The sequence below is a fragment of the Sporosarcina sp. P33 genome (assembly GCF_002077155.1).
Classification (GTDB): Bacteria; Bacillota; Bacilli; order Bacillales_A; family Planococcaceae; genus Sporosarcina.
Window position 1 is genome coordinate 2,838,150 of the sequence record NZ_CP015027.1, and the last position, 15,503, is coordinate 2,853,652.

Genomic DNA, 15,503 nt, shown 5'->3' on the forward strand with positions numbered 1-15,503 from the left:
GTACGTTGAAAGCTATTGTAAGGATTTTATTTCTTTTGGCGGCGGTAAACGGAGTCCTCATATATTTGCATTACAGTCAATCGGCAAATGCAGATGGTGAAAGCGCTGACTCGGGGACGTACCGTCAGGAAATCGAAGTGATCAATCGGACAGATGGATTATACATCCGGCACCATTTTTATAATCTGTCAGAAGACAGACACGAAATTATATGGCCTCAGGGAAGTGTGGAACGCGGCTGTGAGCAGGAAGAATCCGCGCCGTGCTCCCGGTTGAATGAGTCGGGCGTTGCGTTTGAAGAAGGGGAGCGTGATCAGCAGTCCGTCATCTATAAATTACCGAAAAAACAGCCCCTGACAGGACGGAAATTATTTAAAAAGCCGTTTGCATTACTGAAAGATAATAAACCATTAACGACAGTACTTCACATGACCGATGAGCAGGATGTTGGCGGAATGTGGGTGACAGGACTCGAACGTGTAGGAAAAGCAGACAAAGAGCGCATCACGTATCGTCTCTACCGGGGTGTCGGCTTCGTTAATGAACTGTACTGGCAGCCGCAAGATGTGCCGCTGGCTTACTCTTCCAATAAATTGTCTATGTATGGGGTAGGGATCGACAAGAAACAGAATGACCAAATGGTGAAGATGCTTGAAGGAGTCGGCGGAAATCATATAAGTGTAGTTCTGGCGCCGCGCAATCAGCCGCTGTATGCAGAGCGTATTATTGTGGAAAAGACGGGAAATATGCCTCAGGTGGTAAAGCAGGCAGCCAAAATGAGTGTCAAGTCGCGCTTCACTTTGAGGCCGGACGAGCCGTCGATGAATAGTATGCTGGCTTCCCTGCTCGGTGATGAGCCGGTGGGAACAAAAGCTGAGCAGGGTGTATTTATCCGGTTAAAAGAATCACTTTCCGAAGAACAGTATCAATCATTCCGGCAAAATGTGCATGAACAGATAGGCAAAGAACTGTCCGCTTCAAGGATGGATCAATTGCTGGCGGATGTAATGGCGTTCGATACACAATATTTCCAAAAAACTATGCATGAGCAGCAGCTTAACTATCCGTTCCTGTTACTTGACCCTCGTACAGTTCTTTTGGATGGGAAAGAAGTTCCGGCAGTAAAGGTTGTCGTACAAGACGGAAAGAGCTTTTATCCTGCAGCTGAGTTATTGTCAAAAATGGGCTATGCAATCCGTTCTAATGAACAGTCTATCTACATTGAAAGTCCAAATCGCAAGTATCGCTTTTCTAAATTGGAGCCGTTCTACGTCATGAATGACCGAAAATTCGATTATCTGGAAAAGCCTCATACTTATATTAACAAGGAATTATATTTTGATGAAAATTGGTTGCGCCGCATCTTTTTGGTGCTGATCGAAAAGTCAGAAAAGACCATTTCTATCGAACAGATTGAAAATTTGATAAAGGAGATGGAAAAAGAGTGAGAGTCATTTCCGGTTCGAGAAAAGGAACGCCATTAAAATCCTTGCCTGGCACTTCTACACGTCCCACTTCAGACAAAGTAAAGGAATCACTATTCAATAAAATTGGTCCGTATTTCGATGGGGGAACAGTTGTTGAGCTGTTTGGCGGCAGCGGTTCCATTGCCATTGAAGCACTGTCAAGAGGAATGGAGCAGGCAATTGTGTTTGAAAAAAATCCGAAAGCCTGTGCCGTCATTAAAGCAAACGCAGAGAAATGCAGAATGCAGGAACTTCTGCATATTGAAAAAAGAGATGCCCGTCAGGCTGCCATGGTCTTAAAACAGAAAAACATCCGTATAGATCTGCTGTTTGTAGATCCTCCCTATGCAGCAGTCGAATATTATGATGTAATAAAAGAAGTGATCATGCAAGAACTATTGGCGGATGATGCAACCATCGTGTGTGAACATGATAAAAATACAGCATTGCCTGAACAGTACGATACATATATCCAAATTACTTCTGCAGTTTATGGAAGTACTGCTATTACGATTTACGAGAAAAGAGGCTACTAGCATGTCGAAAATTGCAATTGTACCGGGAAGTTTCGATCCCGTAACGAACGGTCATCTGGATATCATCCAAAGGGCTGCGAAAACATTCCCGGAAGTGCACGTCGCGGTCATGAATAACTCGTCGAAGCAGCCGTTGTTCACAGTGGAAGAACGAATCGCCCTTATTCATGAAGTAACATCCCAATATGGCAATGTCACGATTGATACATCCGCAGGCCTGTTGATTGATTATGCGCATGAGATCAATGCTTCTGTTATTGTGCGCGGATTACGCGCAATATCGGACTTTGAGTACGAAATGCAAATCACTTCGATGAACCGGGTGCTGGATGAAAGCATTGAAACGTTTTTCGTCATGACAAAAAGTCAATATTCATTCCTCAGTTCGAGTATCGTGAAGGAAGTTGCACGATACGGCGGAGATGTCTCCACACTTGTGCCCCCGCATGTCAACAAAGCGCTCAAGGAAAAGTTCAATAATTGAAAGTAAGCTGAAACATTATGTGTAAAAGTGGTTATGATGAGTGAATCATCATAACCACTTTTTTTACACACTACGATGCGCAGTCAATAAATCCACATGAACAACACAGGGACGAGTAATGTGTTCCATGCCCGTGCAATGATATAAGGGAATATCCGTATGCCGGCGCTTTTAGCGATGGTCATGACTTGCATGTGGATGCTCAGGCCGTTGATTGAAAGGATGGCGGCAATCAGCATTGGATAAATCGCTTCTCCGTTAAAATGCTCAGTGGCCGACTGGACGCCGGAAGTCATTTCAAATAGCGCGAGCAATAGCGTTTTGGTAACCTCCATATCCACGGGGAACAATGCAGAGATGGAATGAGACAGTACATTACCCAGCGAAGAAAAAAAGATAACGGTCGTTGCTACGAGTAAAATGACGGACGAGCTGTCTTTGATGGAGCGCAGCAGCGGTGACGTTGTATGCTGCACTGGAACAGCGGCGGGTGCCGGATACTGGTTCCGTTTCCCTGCTATCGACATGGCCAGCAAGAAAAATACAATATTGGCCAGATGTATCGCAAGGAGCAGCTTCCATCCGCTTGCGGTGCTGCCGAATAATTCGCTGCCAACGAAGCCAATAATGAACATCGGGCCGGGTGCATGGCAGGAGGCGACAAGCAGACTGCTTTCGGCCGCTGTAATTTCTCCGTTTTTCTTCATCTCACTGACAGTGACGGCACCTACAGGAAATCCGCCGAATGAACCGAGCACATACGCTTTTATGTAACGACTCCACTGGCTGGAGGCTCTTTTTCCAGGCATTTTTAACAGCCACTGCGTTAAAATAATATACGGCAGTAAATAAGGAAGCAGCGCGTGGGTAAACAGCTGCGCACCTGTCACAGCTCCTTCATGCGCGACATCGGGCTGCAGAATGAATAAAATAATCAGTGCCCAGATGAAGAGTACATTACTCATAGTCTTATACGGCAGGATAGAAAATCGATAAGCATCTGTCGCACTCCTTTCTAATTTTTGAACTACAATGAAATCTACCGTAATATATATGTTGGATTCGTACAGGCTATTAATGGAGGTGAGCTTTTATGAAAATGCGCAAGTGGGGGATAGCGGCTGCACTCCTTATTGCAGTGGCGCTTCTGGCACTTTATCCGTTAGATATGTATATTTCCAGACCGGGTGGCGCATACGATTTAGCACCGCTCGTAGAAGTGTCAGGAGGAGATACGGATGATCGGGGAACGTTCAGTTTGATGACGATCGCGATTGGCAAAGCGACACCGCTCACCTACGCCTGGTCGCATGTCTCCGGGAAAATGAAATTATTGCCGGCTGCAAATGTCAGAAGACACGGGGAAAGTGATGAAGAATATGGAGTGCGTCAAAAGAAATTAATGACAGATTCCAAAATACATGCTATTTCTGTCGCATTTGAAAAGGCAGGACTGCCGATTGACAGAAAGTTCACAGGCGTTTTTGTAGCTGGTGTATTGCCGGAGGGAGCATCTGCCGGAAAGCTCAGGGTAGGAGATGTCATTCAATCGATTAATAATCGGCAGTTTACTTCTGCAGAAGAATTTATCGACGCATTCAGCAATATGTCGAAGGGGCAGCAAGTGGATTTGAATGTAAAGCGCGGAAAAGAGACCCTGCAGATTCCGGTTAAATTAGCAGAGCTTCCCGGTACGCATGGCCGTGCAGGAATTGGCATCGAGTTTGAAGAACAGATTACGCTTGAAACAGAACCCGAAGTGGATATTCGTACCGAAGATATCGGAGGGCCTTCAGCGGGCCTTATGTTTACACTTGAATTGATGAATCGTCTTGTCGATGCTGATTTAACGAAAGGTTATCATATCGCAGGAACTGGTGAGATGCATGAAGACGGATCGGTGGGACGAATCGGCGGGATAGACTTCAAGGTCATTGCTGCAGACCGCCAGGACATTGAAATATTTTTCGCTCCTGACGACGAATTGCCTGAAGAAGTCAAAAAGAAAAATCCGCAGTTACAGTCCAATTACGAAGAAGCGAAAGCAACTGCAGAAAAGATTGGCACGAAAATGAAAATAGTGCCGGTTAAAACGATTGACGATGCGCTGCGTTATCTTGAAAAGCTGGAAGAAAAATAACACTTACATCAAAATGGGCGGCGTCTGATAATCAAGCCCCGGTGCTCTGTGCGCGCCGAACATGTAAATATCTGTACTTTTAATATCCATCAAAAGTGAGTGATCGGTATGGGAAGCAGCACGGCTGATTACAGGCAGCGGCAACTGTTTTTTGACCGTCCGCAGATAGGTTCTTCCTGTTGCCGACATGCCAAGAAGCCGTAAATAAGACGGGCGGGTGATCTGCGCACGGTCAGACTTCCGATAGCCTGTCAGGATATGAACAAGCATGCGCTGAATTCTTGTCCAAGTATAGCGCTTGGATTTCACAGATTGCATGAACCCTAAAAACGCAGTATGTTCCCTGGCGGAGCGGCAGAAAGAATATTCGATGCCTTCTGTTACATCCGCTATGTCTGCCAGACGCTCGGGTCCTTCCCGGAGGATAGTGTAACGCAGAAGCGGATAGAAGTGATTCCAGCTCATCTGCGGCTGTCCGGTCAGTAATTGATATGAAGCCTCAGGCATGAACGGCTCTACTTGCGCTGAATTGCCTGTAAAGATTTCTTTTCGTATGCCCGTGGCGCTTGCAATGGAACCCGCAGGCAGCGCAGCGTCATGGTAATGTGTGCCGGTCCTTTCAATCGTCACCGGTTTCATGCCGGACTGTATTTCGCTGATAGCCCGCATATAATGAAAACCTAAAATATTATTCGGTTCGGATAAATCAGCCAGCGGTCCGTTTGCGTTATGCGAGATTTCATCATACGCAATCCGCAATGCATTCGGATAACTGATTCCTTCCTGCATGGCATTCTTTATTGTTTGTTCATAGAGTGTCTTGTTTGTGTCCATCAATTCCAGGCTGTTGGTGAATGGTTCGATCGCGCCTTCTTCACTGCCGAAGCAAACGCTGCTGCAGTGAAGTGCATCGAGAATCTCTGCAGCACCTTTTGCGAAAAGCGGGGCATGGGCTGCAGAAAAAGCATACGGCAATTCGATGACGAGATCGGCTCCGCCGGCCAGCGCCATACGGGTGCGTGTCCATTTATCGACAATTGCCGGTTCGCCGCGCTGCAAGAAATGACCGCTCATGACGGCAATAATGACATCCGCGCCAGTCTGCTTTTTCGCTTCATTCAGATGAAAGAGATGGCCGTTATGGAAAGGATTATATTCGACGACAATACCAGTAGCTATCAATGAAATCCTCCTCTGTACTTGCGTATAATGAATTATAACGTTAAACTTATTAGGGTGACAAGAAAATATCTTGACATCCTTTATTTTAAATACTATAATCAACATTGTTGTCTTGAGGTGATAGACATGAAATGGTCCATTCATCAATTACGGAAACATAGGCAAGGCCCGCTACTGTTTGACGAAGCAGTAAATTTAGATTCCGTGAAAAATCGGAATGAAGAAATTAGGGCAATTCAGCCTGTTCGAGTAAGCGGAACATGTATAATTGGTGAGAAAAAATTAACATGCCAGCTTCGGCTAGAAGGTTCAATGATTTTGCCTTGTGCACGTACGTGGGAAGACGTCAATTATCCATTCTCTATTGAATCAGTTGAGCAATTCAGCTGGGACGAAGAGACGCTTCTGACGGATGATGAAATTCATCCGGTAGAAGGGGAAACAATTGATTTTACGCCTGTATTAGAAGAACTGATTTTGCTGGAGATCCCGCTGCAAGTATTCTGCGAAAATGCAGATGAAATGCAACAGGTCGAAGGTAAAGGCTGGTCCTATACAACCGATGAAGAATTGGAAGCGCAGCGTCAAGATGCAGAAGAAAAAGTGGATCCTCGATTAGCGGGATTTGGGCTAACCTAAATTTTTGAGACAATATAAAACACCTTCGAAGTGGTACACTTGTAAAAAGTACTTACAACGGAGGTGTTTTTGCGTGGGCAAAAACGTATATTCAAGCGAAGTAAAATGGGCAGTTGTCAAAGATAAATTGAGTGGGGAATTAACAACTAAAGAAATTATGGAGAAGCACGGAGTCAAAAATAAATCCCAGATTGAAACCTGGATGAGATGGTATCGTGCAAATGAAATATATCGTTTTGATCAACCGATAGGTAAACAATATACCTTCGGTCATGGGCCAGAACTTTCGAGTGAAGCGGACAAGAAAGAACGACAGATGTCTCATTTAAAAATGGAGAATGAGATTCTAAAAAAGTACATGGAGATCGAAAGGAGATTGAGAAAGAAATAGTTCTGCAGATTGTGGAAAAACTAAAAAAGAAGTATACAATAACAGCCATTTTATCCGCATTAGGAGTACCACGAGCTACCTACTATAGGTGGCGTCTGGAGGAAACGGATAAGTCTCTTTCAGTGGAAGAGGAGGCTATTATAGAATTGTGTAAACGCACTAAATATCGGAATGGACATAGAAAAATCAAAGCATTTCTAAAGCAGGAATACAACATAGAATTGAATCGCAATACGGTTCAACGCCTCATGCAAAAGCATAACTTACAGTGTCGTATCAAGCCTAAACGAAAGTGGAAATCTCAAGGGGAAAGTATCATAATTGCCCCAGATCTTCTTAAACGTAATTTCACAGCTAGTGAACCGAATCAGAAGTGGGTAACCGACATCACCTATATCCAGTATGGTAGTACGACAAAATATCTTTCAACCATTATGGATTTATACAATAATGAAATTGTTGCTTACAAATTATACGACCATCAACAGACACCACTCGTAATTGACACATTAAAGGCGGCACTAGCTGCGAGAAACCACCCCACAGGAGTGATTATACATTCGGATCAAGGGAGTGTGTATACGTCATACGCGTATCAAGCCTATATCAAGGATAACGACCTGATCGGCAGCATGTCACGTCGAGGAAACTGTTGGGACAATGCGGTGATTGAATCATTTCATTCGAGTCTGAAATCTGAAGAATTTCAATACGTTAAATTTAATTCATTACGCAATAATATTGTAGTTGAACGAGTAATTGCCTATTTAAATTATTATAATGAAGAACGTATCCAAGAAAAATTAGGCTACCTGACACCGATAAAATATGGTGTCAAAGCAGCCTAATCATGGTGTTTTATATGTGTCTCATATCGCTAGGTCAGTCTAATTGGCTAATTTTTTTGAAACCGATAAAGAGTAAACCCTTATAAGGAGGTGCCCCCCAATGGCAGTACCAAAGAGAAGAACTTCTAAAACGAAGAAAAATATGCGTCGAACTCATTTCAAAATTGAAGCGCCAGGTATGACTACTTGCGACAACTGTGGCGAAATGAAATTGGCACACCACGTTTGCAAATCATGCGGACACTACAAAGGAAAAGACGTTGTAGGCGAATAATTTAGATTTAGCGCAACGAACGGAAGACTGTCTTGAGACCATGGCTCAAGGCAGTCTTTTTTGTTTTGTGTAAAAATGGTATGCTAGATAAAAAAGGGGGAAGTCATATGTCTTACACGATAGAAATCAGTCAGTCAATTGCGTATTTTACAATTAACCGTCCGGACATGCGTAATGCAGTGAATTATGATGTGATGGAAGGACTTGAATTATTTTTAGATCAAATAGAGGATGATCCTGAAGTTTCGTTTGCTGTCATCACAGGGGAAGGTGAACTGGCATTTTGTTCAGGAGGAGATCTTGGGGATTTTCATGGTTTTCAGACAGCGGATGATGCGTGGCCTATGTTAAGCAGAGGAGCGAATATTTTATACCGTATCGCGACATTGCCGATGCCGACGATTGCGCTGGTCAACGGGGCGGCTGTCGGCGGCGGCTGTGAACTGGCAACAGCCTGTGATTACCGTCTTGTCGCTTCACATGCCAAAGCAGGATTTATTCAGGGAACATTAGCTATAACGTCTGGCTGGGGAGGCGCATCGCTGCTGTTCGAAAAGAATGGCCCTCATGACCGCATGCTGCAGTTTACGAGCAGAGCGAGCGTTCATTCGGCAGAACAGCTGGAGCAGCTTGGATGGGCTACTGAAGTGTTTGAAGGGGATGTGCAGACAGCACTCGATCAATTTTTAGCGCCGAAGCTGAAAGTGCACAGAAATGTACACCGTGCCTATAAAAACATTGCCGTAAGAAAGTGGAAGTCCGGTGATCTGAAGCTGGCAATGCAGGAAGAAGCCCGCGTCTGTTCAGTGCTGTGGGAAAGCGATGCCCACCACGAAGCGGTTCAGCGATTCTTAACAAAAAGCAAGTAAAGTTCCTCCCCCGGCAGACATATACTGTCGGGATTGCTTAGTTTCTGCTTGTAAACGGTTTCATAGATGCGATACACTTATTGTAAGAAGTTCTTTGCATCAACTGTACGCAAATAGACTACGGGGAGTGATTGTATGCAAGAAGTAAAAGCATCCATGGCAGGTACAATTTTTTCGATTGAAGTAAAAGAAGGAGACGCTGTGACAAAGGGACAAGTCGTCATTATTTTGGAATCTATGAAAATGGAAATTCCGTTGGAAGCGGAAATGGACGGGACAGTCAGTAAAATCCACGGTGCTGAAGGTGATTTTGTAGACGAAGAAGACGTGTTGGTCACAATTCAATCGTAAGGGAAGGCGGGAAGTTCCTTGGCAAATGAATCAGCAAAGACAGCTTATAATGAAAAACTGCAAAAAATCAGTACCCGCATATCTGGAGGCGGCGCTGAAAAATATCATGAGAAGTTGGAGGAACAAGGCAAACTGTTCGTCAGAGAACGATTGCGGCTGCTGTTTGATGAAGGAAAGTATGCGGAAGACGGAAAGTTCGCAAACTGTGAAGCGAATGATCTGCCTGCTGACGGAGTTGTGACCGCTACGGGGAAAATTGACGGTCAGACAGTCTGTGTCATGGCTAATGACTCTACGGTAAAGGCGGGGTCCTGGGGCGCCAGAACAGTAGAAAAAATTATACGTATTCAAGAAACGGCGGAGAAACTGAATGTGCCGTTACTGTATTTAGTGGATTCAGCTGGTGCCCGTATAACGGATCAGCTGGATATGTTTCCGAACCGCCGCGGAGCAGGACGGATTTTTCACAATCAGGTACGATTGTCCGGAGTGATTCCGCAAGTTTGTCTGCTGTTTGGGCCTTCCGCGGCAGGCGGTGCGTATATTCCCGCTTTCTGTGACATCGTGATCATGGTGGAAGGTAATGCGTCGATGTATTTAGGTTCGCCGCGTATGGCGGAGAAAGTCATTGGAGAGAAAGTGACACTCGAAGAAATGGGCGGTGCCCGTATGCATTGTTCAGTGAGCGGATGCGGTGATGTCCTGGCTGAAAACGAAGAGCAGGCTATCATCGAAGCACGCAGATATCTTTCGTACTTCCCTGCCAATTTTGAAGCGCCTGTCAGACGGGCGGAAGCCGGCGAGGTCAAAGCGGGGCGTTCATTGGAAGAAATTATTCCCGAAAATCAAAATGCGCCTTTTGATATGTATGAAGCAATTGATCAGCTCGTGGATGAAAACAGCCTGTTTGAAATCAAAAAACTGTTCGCGGCTGAGGTCATCACAACGCTTGCGCGAATTGACGGAAGGCCTGTCGGAATCATTGCTAATCAGCCGAAAGTAAAGGGCGGCGTGCTGTTTGTGGATTCAGCCGATAAGGTAACAAAATTTATCACATTATGTGATGCTTTTTCCATCCCGCTGCTGTTCCTGGCGGATGTTCCGGGCTTTATGATCGGAACAAAAGTTGAGCGTCAGGGCATTATCCGTCACGGGGCAAAATTGATTATGGCAATGAGTTCCGCGACGGTGCCGAAGATTTCTGTTATTGTCCGTAAAGCGTACGGTGCGGGGCTGTATGCTATGGCCGGTCCTGCATTTGAGCCGGATGTATGCATCGCGCTGCCGACAGCGCAAATTGCGGTGATGGGGCCTGAAGCAGCTGTAAATGCCGTATACTCCAATAAAATTGAAGCAATTACAGACCCGAAAGAGAAAATTGCATTTATTAAAGAAAAACAGCAGGAGTATAAAGAGGAAATTGACATCTACAAAATGGCATCAGAACTCATTATAGACGAAGTGGTGGCACCTCATGATTTACGTTCTGTTCTCGTTGAACGCTTAGCCTATTATGAAACAAAAAAAGTTGCGAATTCTTCGAGAAAACATCCGGTCTATCCTGTATAATAGAAATAACCAAAGAGACGCCTTTACGGGTCTCTTTTTTTAAGGAGGAAAGCTATGCAGTTTGTAGTGGCGGGTGCGGGGTCGATCGGTTTGTTAATCGGCTCCTATTTAGCCCAGCATAAAGCAAATGTAACATTCTGGGTCCGGCGTGAGGAACAGGCGGAATGCTTACGGAAAGGCTTGGTTAGAGACACGGAAGAACATACATATGATGTGCAAGCTACCATACATATTGAAGAGCTGCCGACAGATGCGCTGTGGATCATTGCAGTAAAATATGATGCATTGCAGAAAATGCTGTCTGAAATCAGCGAATTGCCTGTACAGCCGGATTTACTGTTTATACAAAACGGTATTGGGCATCTGTCTATGGTTGAGGAGTATCCGCTTGGTTATGTATCTTTTGCGACGGTGGAACATGGGGCGGGAAGATTGGATGACAGAACAGTCCGGCATAACGGTGTAGGTCCGATAACGATTGCGGAAAACGAAAACATTGCGCCAGTGATTCGCTGGATGCGCGACATGGATCCGGTAAATTTTCCGGTACGCACGCAGGAAAATCCGGAACTTCTGCTTCTTCGCAAAGTGCTGATTAATTGTGCGATTAATCCGCTGACAGCGATTTTGCAGGTGAAAAATGGGCAATTGCTGGATAACCCACATTTTCATCAGTTATTTAATCAACTATGCGAGGAGTTGCTCAGTAACTTCCCTGAAGCTGAAGGTTTGCTGAGTTACGAAGATATTGCGGGTGTGTGCCGCAAAACTGCAGACAATCAATCTTCCATGCTGACGGATAGATTGAAAGGATGCACTATGGAAATTGATACAATTTTGACGGCAGTATTGCAAAGGATTGAACAAAAAGGCGGCAGCGCCCCTTTTTTGCATGTGCTTGAAAGCATGCTGCTGGGAATAAACAGGAGTGAATGTGGCGGATGTTAACGAATATATTGGGTACATTATTATTGTTTCCTTTTATTATTTTAGTTGTATTACTCATTATTGCGAAAAAAATTGGATTACCGAAGAAAAAAAGAATTGGCTGGGCTGTCGACTGGACGACGCCGTTCATGGCAATAACTGTATTAATATTGATTCGCGCGATTTGGGATGTTTGGCTGCCTGTCCTCATCATCGGAGTGTTATGTCTGATTGCTATCGGCTTTGCAGTCAAAGAGCGCTCATCAGAAAAAGAATTCCGGACGTTTTGGGTATTACGCAGAACGTGGAGAGCATTTTTTCTGCTGCTGACCGCGGCTTATATTCTGCTGTTCATTTTGGGAATCGTTATACAGATCGTCCAGTACGTCAAATAACGGCCTCCCTGTAAGCACATCAATTCAACCTGTATGCATGGGGTGCTATACTTGCGGTAGTATTTGACATAAAGGAGTTTGTGACATGGACTTGGAGACATTGGAGTTGCCGAAAAAGAATAAATTGATGGAATCGTACCGTCATGATCCGCAGTTTTTCCATAGATTTTTTGACAATGAAGTAACGGAAAAAGGATATAAAGAACGAGTACAGGAGTTAGATGAACGTTCTTTCCAAAGAACTCGGCTGGCTTCTGTCGTTAAGGAATACATGAAACCGTTTGGAATTTCTGAACTCGCGGCAAAACATATACAGGAGCTCGCGGAAGATGCGCTGGTCGTCATTGGAGGTCAGCAGGCTGGTGTGCTGACGGGTCCTCTCTACTCTGTTCATAAAGCAGTTTCCGTAATTTTATTGGCAAAGCAACAGCGGGCGGTGCTTGAAAGACCGGTAGTTCCTGTTTTTTGGATTGCCGGAGAAGATCATGATATTAACGAAATTAATCATACATATACTCCGCAGTCGGGCAAAGCTGTGAAGAGGCAGTTCAAGCAGCCGGCCATTTTAAAGACGATGGCTTCGGATACCGTTTATGATCAAAAAGAAATGACAGCCTATATCAAAAAGATCTTCAAAAGCTACGGTGAAACAGCGTATACGCAAAGCTTACTGCAAGACGTTCTCCAGACTGTGCAGCAGCAGCGAACGTACACGGGCTTCTTTACATCTTTGATGAATAGATTATTTTCCGCCCACGGCCTGCTGTTCATAGATGCCGCATGTAAACCGCTGCGTGAATTAGAATCTCCATATTTCTCTCAAATGATAGAAAATGCGGAGGCGATGGCGGAGAGTGTTTATTCCACAGAGCAGCAGCTGCAAACCATGGGGTACGCAAAACCAATTGAATCGGAAGAGCAGGATGCCAATCTTTTCTATGTTCATGATACAGGAAGAGTGCTGCTGCGAAGAAAAGATCATAAATTTGTTAATGAACAGGCCGGGATATCTTTCAGCGAGGGAGAAATGCATGAGCTGGCAAAGAACAAACCGTGGCTGCTCAGCAATAACGTGGCAACGAGGCCCATCATGCAGGATCTGGTCTTTCCGGTATTAGCTTTTGTTGGCGGCCCCGGAGAAATCGCCTATTGGTCATTATTAAAAGGCGCATTCCATATACTAGGCATCCGCATGCCGGTCATCGTACCGAGATTATCCATCACACTGGTCAACAGACAGGTCCAGGAAGCGCTGAAACTGACGGGCATCACGATAGATCGAGTGCTGGATCACCAGCTGCCGTCACACCAGGAGTTGTGGCTCGAGCAGCTGCGCGATGAGCGATTTGATCAGCTGTTGGATGAAACAAAGAATCAGCTGGAAGCGCAGTATGAACAGTTGCATAGCCATCTGGAAACAACAGATCCGGCTCTGCTGCAGCTGTTGGATAAAAACTTGCAGTTCCATAAAGGTCAGTTTGATTATTTGAAAAAGAAAAAAGAACAGTCGACATTGCTGAAACATCATGTTCAATTTGGCCGCTTTCACCTTATTTCAGAACAACTGTTTCCGGAAGGGTCTCTGCAGGAACGGCTCTATTCGCCGTATTTCTATATGAACCAGTTCGGCCAAGGCTTGATAGACGAATTACTGAAACAGCCTTATACATTTGATGGATCACATCAGCTGGTTTATTTATAAACGTAATGCCCGTCATTCGTTCTGTGAATGACGGGTTTTTTCTGTCTCAAAATGCATATGGGCTGATGTAAAAGTGAAGGCGAGGATATGTTCGCTTTTCAGCATTTTCTTTGGCTAAATTAGCCGGGCCCATTTAGTAATACTTTCCTTCCATCAGAATTTTCTTTGTTGATGAAAAACCAAGAAAATGGCGAAAATAGTGGGTTTTTCGGGAGACGGGGAGGAAAACAAATCAGAAAGAAGTACTATTGACACATTTTAAAAATTATGCGAAGAAAAACAGCCTAGTGGGTGGAGGAAAGTGGGGGGATGTGGTACATTATTTCATACAGTGGGGTGAATTCTATGTTCATGGGTGAGTATCAGCATTCAATCGATATAAAAGGTCGTCTGATCGTTCCATCGAAGTTTCGGGAACTATTAGCTGACGGCTTTATTTTAACCCGTGGACTGGACAATTGCTTATTCGGTTACCCGCTGGACGAATGGCAAAAACTTGAAGAAAAGTTGAAAGCGTTGCCGGTCACTAAAAAAGATGCCCGTGCATTCACCCGTTTCTTCTTTTCGGGCGCGAGCGAAGCAAGTCTCGATAAGCAGGGAAGAGTCAATATCCCGGCAAATTTACGAGAATTTGCGAAGATCGAAAAAGACTGTATGATCATCGGTGTGTCAAGCCGGATCGAGATCTGGTCAGCAGAACTTTGGGAAGCATACTACGAAGAATCTGAAGAGTCCTTTAATGACATTGCAGAAAACCTTATTGATTTTGACTTTTGAAAGCGGGCGGGATAATCATGTTTAATCACACAACCGTATTACTGCAAGAAGCAGTTGATGGCTTGCATGTAAAACAAAATGGTATTTATGTTGACTGCACGCTTGGCGGAGCAGGACACAGTGAAGAAATCGTTAAACTTCTCTCACCGGAAGGACAACTTATCTGCTTCGATCAAGACATAACAGCTATTGAAGCAGCTCAAAAAAAATTAGAGAACTATACAGCACAAGTAAAATTTGTTCATGCGAACTTTAAAGACGTAAAAAATGAATTGGCAAAATTGGGGATTTCTGAAGTGGACGGAATTTTATATGACTTGGGGGTTTCTTCTCCGCAGCTTGATACGCCCGAACGAGGGTTCAGTTACCATCACGATGCGCCGCTGGACATGCGTATGGATACTTCTGCGCCGCTGACAGCCTATGAAGTAGTTAATGAATGGTCTTATGCCGATCTGGTCAGAATTTTCTTCCGTTACGGCGAGGAGAAATTTTCAAAACAAATTGCCCGTAAAATTGAAGAAGCACGGGGGATTGAGCCAATCCACACAACTGGAGAGCTTGTGGAACTCATTAAAACGGGTATACCTGCAGCAGCCAGAAGAACGGGCGGCCACCCGGCTAAACGGGTTTTCCAGGCAATACGTATCGCGGTGAATGATGAACTCGGAGCAGCTGAGAAATCTTTGACAGATGCGCTCACATTATTGCGCAAAGAAGGCCGAATCAGCGTCATTACATTCCATTCACTTGAAGACCGCTTATGTAAGACTATATTCAAAGAAGCAGCATCTATGCCGGAGCTGCCGCCAAATTTGCCTGTCATACCTGAAGGAATGGAGCCGGAATTCCAGCTTATTACACGAAAGCCGATCATACCTTCAGATGAAGAAATAGAACTGAACAAACGCGCAAGATCAGCGAAATTACGAATTATAGAGAAAAAATAGAAA

17 protein-coding genes are annotated in these 15,503 nt (G+C 44.7%); 15 read left to right on the plus strand and 2 right to left on the minus strand.

The window, feature by feature from the left end:
• The first annotated feature begins 5 nt into the window (after nucleotides 1-5).
• From SporoP33_RS13820 to coaD, 3 genes are read left to right on the plus strand one after another with little or no spacing between them, the layout of a single operon-like run.
• Nucleotides 6-1,448: a hypothetical protein gene (locus SporoP33_RS13820; RefSeq protein WP_081244263.1), complete on the plus strand. Its 1,443-nt coding sequence runs from the start codon at nucleotides 6-8 to the stop codon at nucleotides 1,446-1,448.
• A complete protein-coding gene (gene rsmD, locus SporoP33_RS13825) occupies nucleotides 1,445-2,002 on the plus strand; it encodes a 16S rRNA (guanine(966)-N(2))-methyltransferase RsmD (RefSeq protein WP_081244264.1) in 558 nt (185 codons plus the stop codon). The genes SporoP33_RS13820 and rsmD overlap by 4 nt, the downstream gene beginning before the upstream one ends.
• Nucleotide 2,003: 1 nt before the next feature.
• Nucleotides 2,004-2,486, plus strand: coding sequence for a pantetheine-phosphate adenylyltransferase (coaD, locus tag SporoP33_RS13830; protein ID WP_081244265.1), 483 nt, complete (start codon nucleotides 2,004-2,006; stop codon nucleotides 2,484-2,486).
• An 83-nt stretch (nucleotides 2,487-2,569) separates the two neighbouring features.
• On the opposite strand, the gene SporoP33_RS13835 is transcribed toward coaD, so the two are convergent.
• Nucleotides 2,570-3,451 carry a hypothetical protein gene (locus SporoP33_RS13835; RefSeq protein ID WP_081244266.1) on the minus strand — a complete coding sequence of 294 codons (882 nt, stop codon included), beginning with the start codon at nucleotides 3,449-3,451 and terminating at the stop codon, nucleotides 2,570-2,572.
• 128 nt (nucleotides 3,452-3,579) lie between these two features.
• Here SporoP33_RS13835 and SporoP33_RS13840 point away from each other — a divergent pair, with 128 nt between their 5' ends.
• On the plus strand, nucleotides 3,580-4,626 hold the full coding sequence (locus SporoP33_RS13840) for a SepM family pheromone-processing serine protease (protein ID WP_081244267.1): 1,047 nt from the start codon (nucleotides 3,580-3,582) through the stop codon (nucleotides 4,624-4,626).
• Between the two features lie 3 nt (nucleotides 4,627-4,629).
• Here SporoP33_RS13840 and SporoP33_RS13845 read toward each other — a convergent pair whose 3' ends face one another.
• Nucleotides 4,630-5,808: a nucleotidyltransferase gene (locus SporoP33_RS13845; RefSeq protein WP_081244268.1), complete on the minus strand. Its 1,179-nt coding sequence runs from the start codon at nucleotides 5,806-5,808 to the stop codon at nucleotides 4,630-4,632.
• Between the two features lie 126 nt (nucleotides 5,809-5,934).
• Between SporoP33_RS13845 and SporoP33_RS13850 the strand changes: the two genes are divergently transcribed.
• The 11 genes from SporoP33_RS13850 to rsmH all read left to right on the plus strand — a co-directional run bounded on the left by SporoP33_RS13850 (nucleotide 5,935) and on the right by rsmH (nucleotide 15,500).
• Nucleotides 5,935-6,447: a YceD family protein gene (locus tag SporoP33_RS13850; RefSeq protein ID WP_081244269.1), complete on the plus strand. Its 513-nt coding sequence runs from the start codon at nucleotides 5,935-5,937 to the stop codon at nucleotides 6,445-6,447.
• A 73-nt stretch (nucleotides 6,448-6,520) separates the two neighbouring features.
• Nucleotides 6,521-7,686 (plus strand): IS3 family transposase gene (locus SporoP33_RS13855; protein WP_099662801.1). Its coding sequence is split into 2 segments (ribosomal slippage): nucleotides 6,521-6,797 and nucleotides 6,797-7,686, totalling 1,167 coding nucleotides; the frame shifts between segments, so codons are not numbered across the junction.
• A gap of 100 nt (nucleotides 7,687-7,786) precedes the next feature.
• The gene (gene rpmF, locus SporoP33_RS13860; protein ID WP_029052386.1) at nucleotides 7,787-7,960 is read left to right on the plus strand and encodes a 50S ribosomal protein L32; all 174 of its coding nucleotides are present in this window, start codon (nucleotides 7,787-7,789) and stop codon (nucleotides 7,958-7,960) included.
• A gap of 107 nt (nucleotides 7,961-8,067) precedes the next feature.
• The gene (locus SporoP33_RS13865) at nucleotides 8,068-8,829 is read left to right on the plus strand and encodes an enoyl-CoA hydratase/isomerase family protein (protein WP_081244270.1); all 762 of its coding nucleotides are present in this window, start codon (nucleotides 8,068-8,070) and stop codon (nucleotides 8,827-8,829) included.
• Nucleotides 8,830-8,964: 135 nt separating this feature from the next.
• Nucleotides 8,965-9,180 (plus strand): acetyl-CoA carboxylase biotin carboxyl carrier protein subunit, encoded by a 216-nt coding sequence (locus SporoP33_RS13870; protein ID WP_081244271.1) that lies wholly within the window; start codon nucleotides 8,965-8,967, stop codon nucleotides 9,178-9,180.
• An 18-nt stretch (nucleotides 9,181-9,198) separates the two neighbouring features.
• The gene (locus tag SporoP33_RS13875) at nucleotides 9,199-10,749 is read left to right on the plus strand and encodes an acyl-CoA carboxylase subunit beta (protein WP_081244272.1); all 1,551 of its coding nucleotides are present in this window, start codon (nucleotides 9,199-9,201) and stop codon (nucleotides 10,747-10,749) included.
• Between the two features lie 54 nt (nucleotides 10,750-10,803).
• On the plus strand, nucleotides 10,804-11,697 hold the full coding sequence (locus SporoP33_RS13880; protein ID WP_081244273.1) for a ketopantoate reductase family protein: 894 nt from the start codon (nucleotides 10,804-10,806) through the stop codon (nucleotides 11,695-11,697).
• Complete coding sequence (locus SporoP33_RS13885; protein WP_158233586.1) at nucleotides 11,691-12,071, plus strand: DUF3397 family protein; 381 nt, start codon at nucleotides 11,691-11,693, stop codon at nucleotides 12,069-12,071. The genes SporoP33_RS13880 and SporoP33_RS13885 overlap by 7 nt, the downstream gene beginning before the upstream one ends.
• Before the next feature lie 85 nt (nucleotides 12,072-12,156).
• Nucleotides 12,157-13,773 (plus strand): bacillithiol biosynthesis cysteine-adding enzyme BshC, encoded by a 1,617-nt coding sequence (bshC, locus tag SporoP33_RS13890; protein ID WP_081244275.1) that lies wholly within the window; start codon nucleotides 12,157-12,159, stop codon nucleotides 13,771-13,773.
• A 345-nt stretch (nucleotides 13,774-14,118) separates the two neighbouring features.
• Nucleotides 14,119-14,550 carry a division/cell wall cluster transcriptional repressor MraZ gene (gene mraZ, locus SporoP33_RS13895; protein WP_081244875.1) on the plus strand — a complete coding sequence of 144 codons (432 nt, stop codon included), beginning with the start codon at nucleotides 14,119-14,121 and terminating at the stop codon, nucleotides 14,548-14,550.
• A 17-nt stretch (nucleotides 14,551-14,567) separates the two neighbouring features.
• Nucleotides 14,568-15,500 (plus strand): 16S rRNA (cytosine(1402)-N(4))-methyltransferase RsmH, encoded by a 933-nt coding sequence (rsmH, locus tag SporoP33_RS13900; RefSeq protein ID WP_081244276.1) that lies wholly within the window; start codon nucleotides 14,568-14,570, stop codon nucleotides 15,498-15,500.
• Nucleotides 15,501-15,503 lie beyond the last annotated feature (3 nt).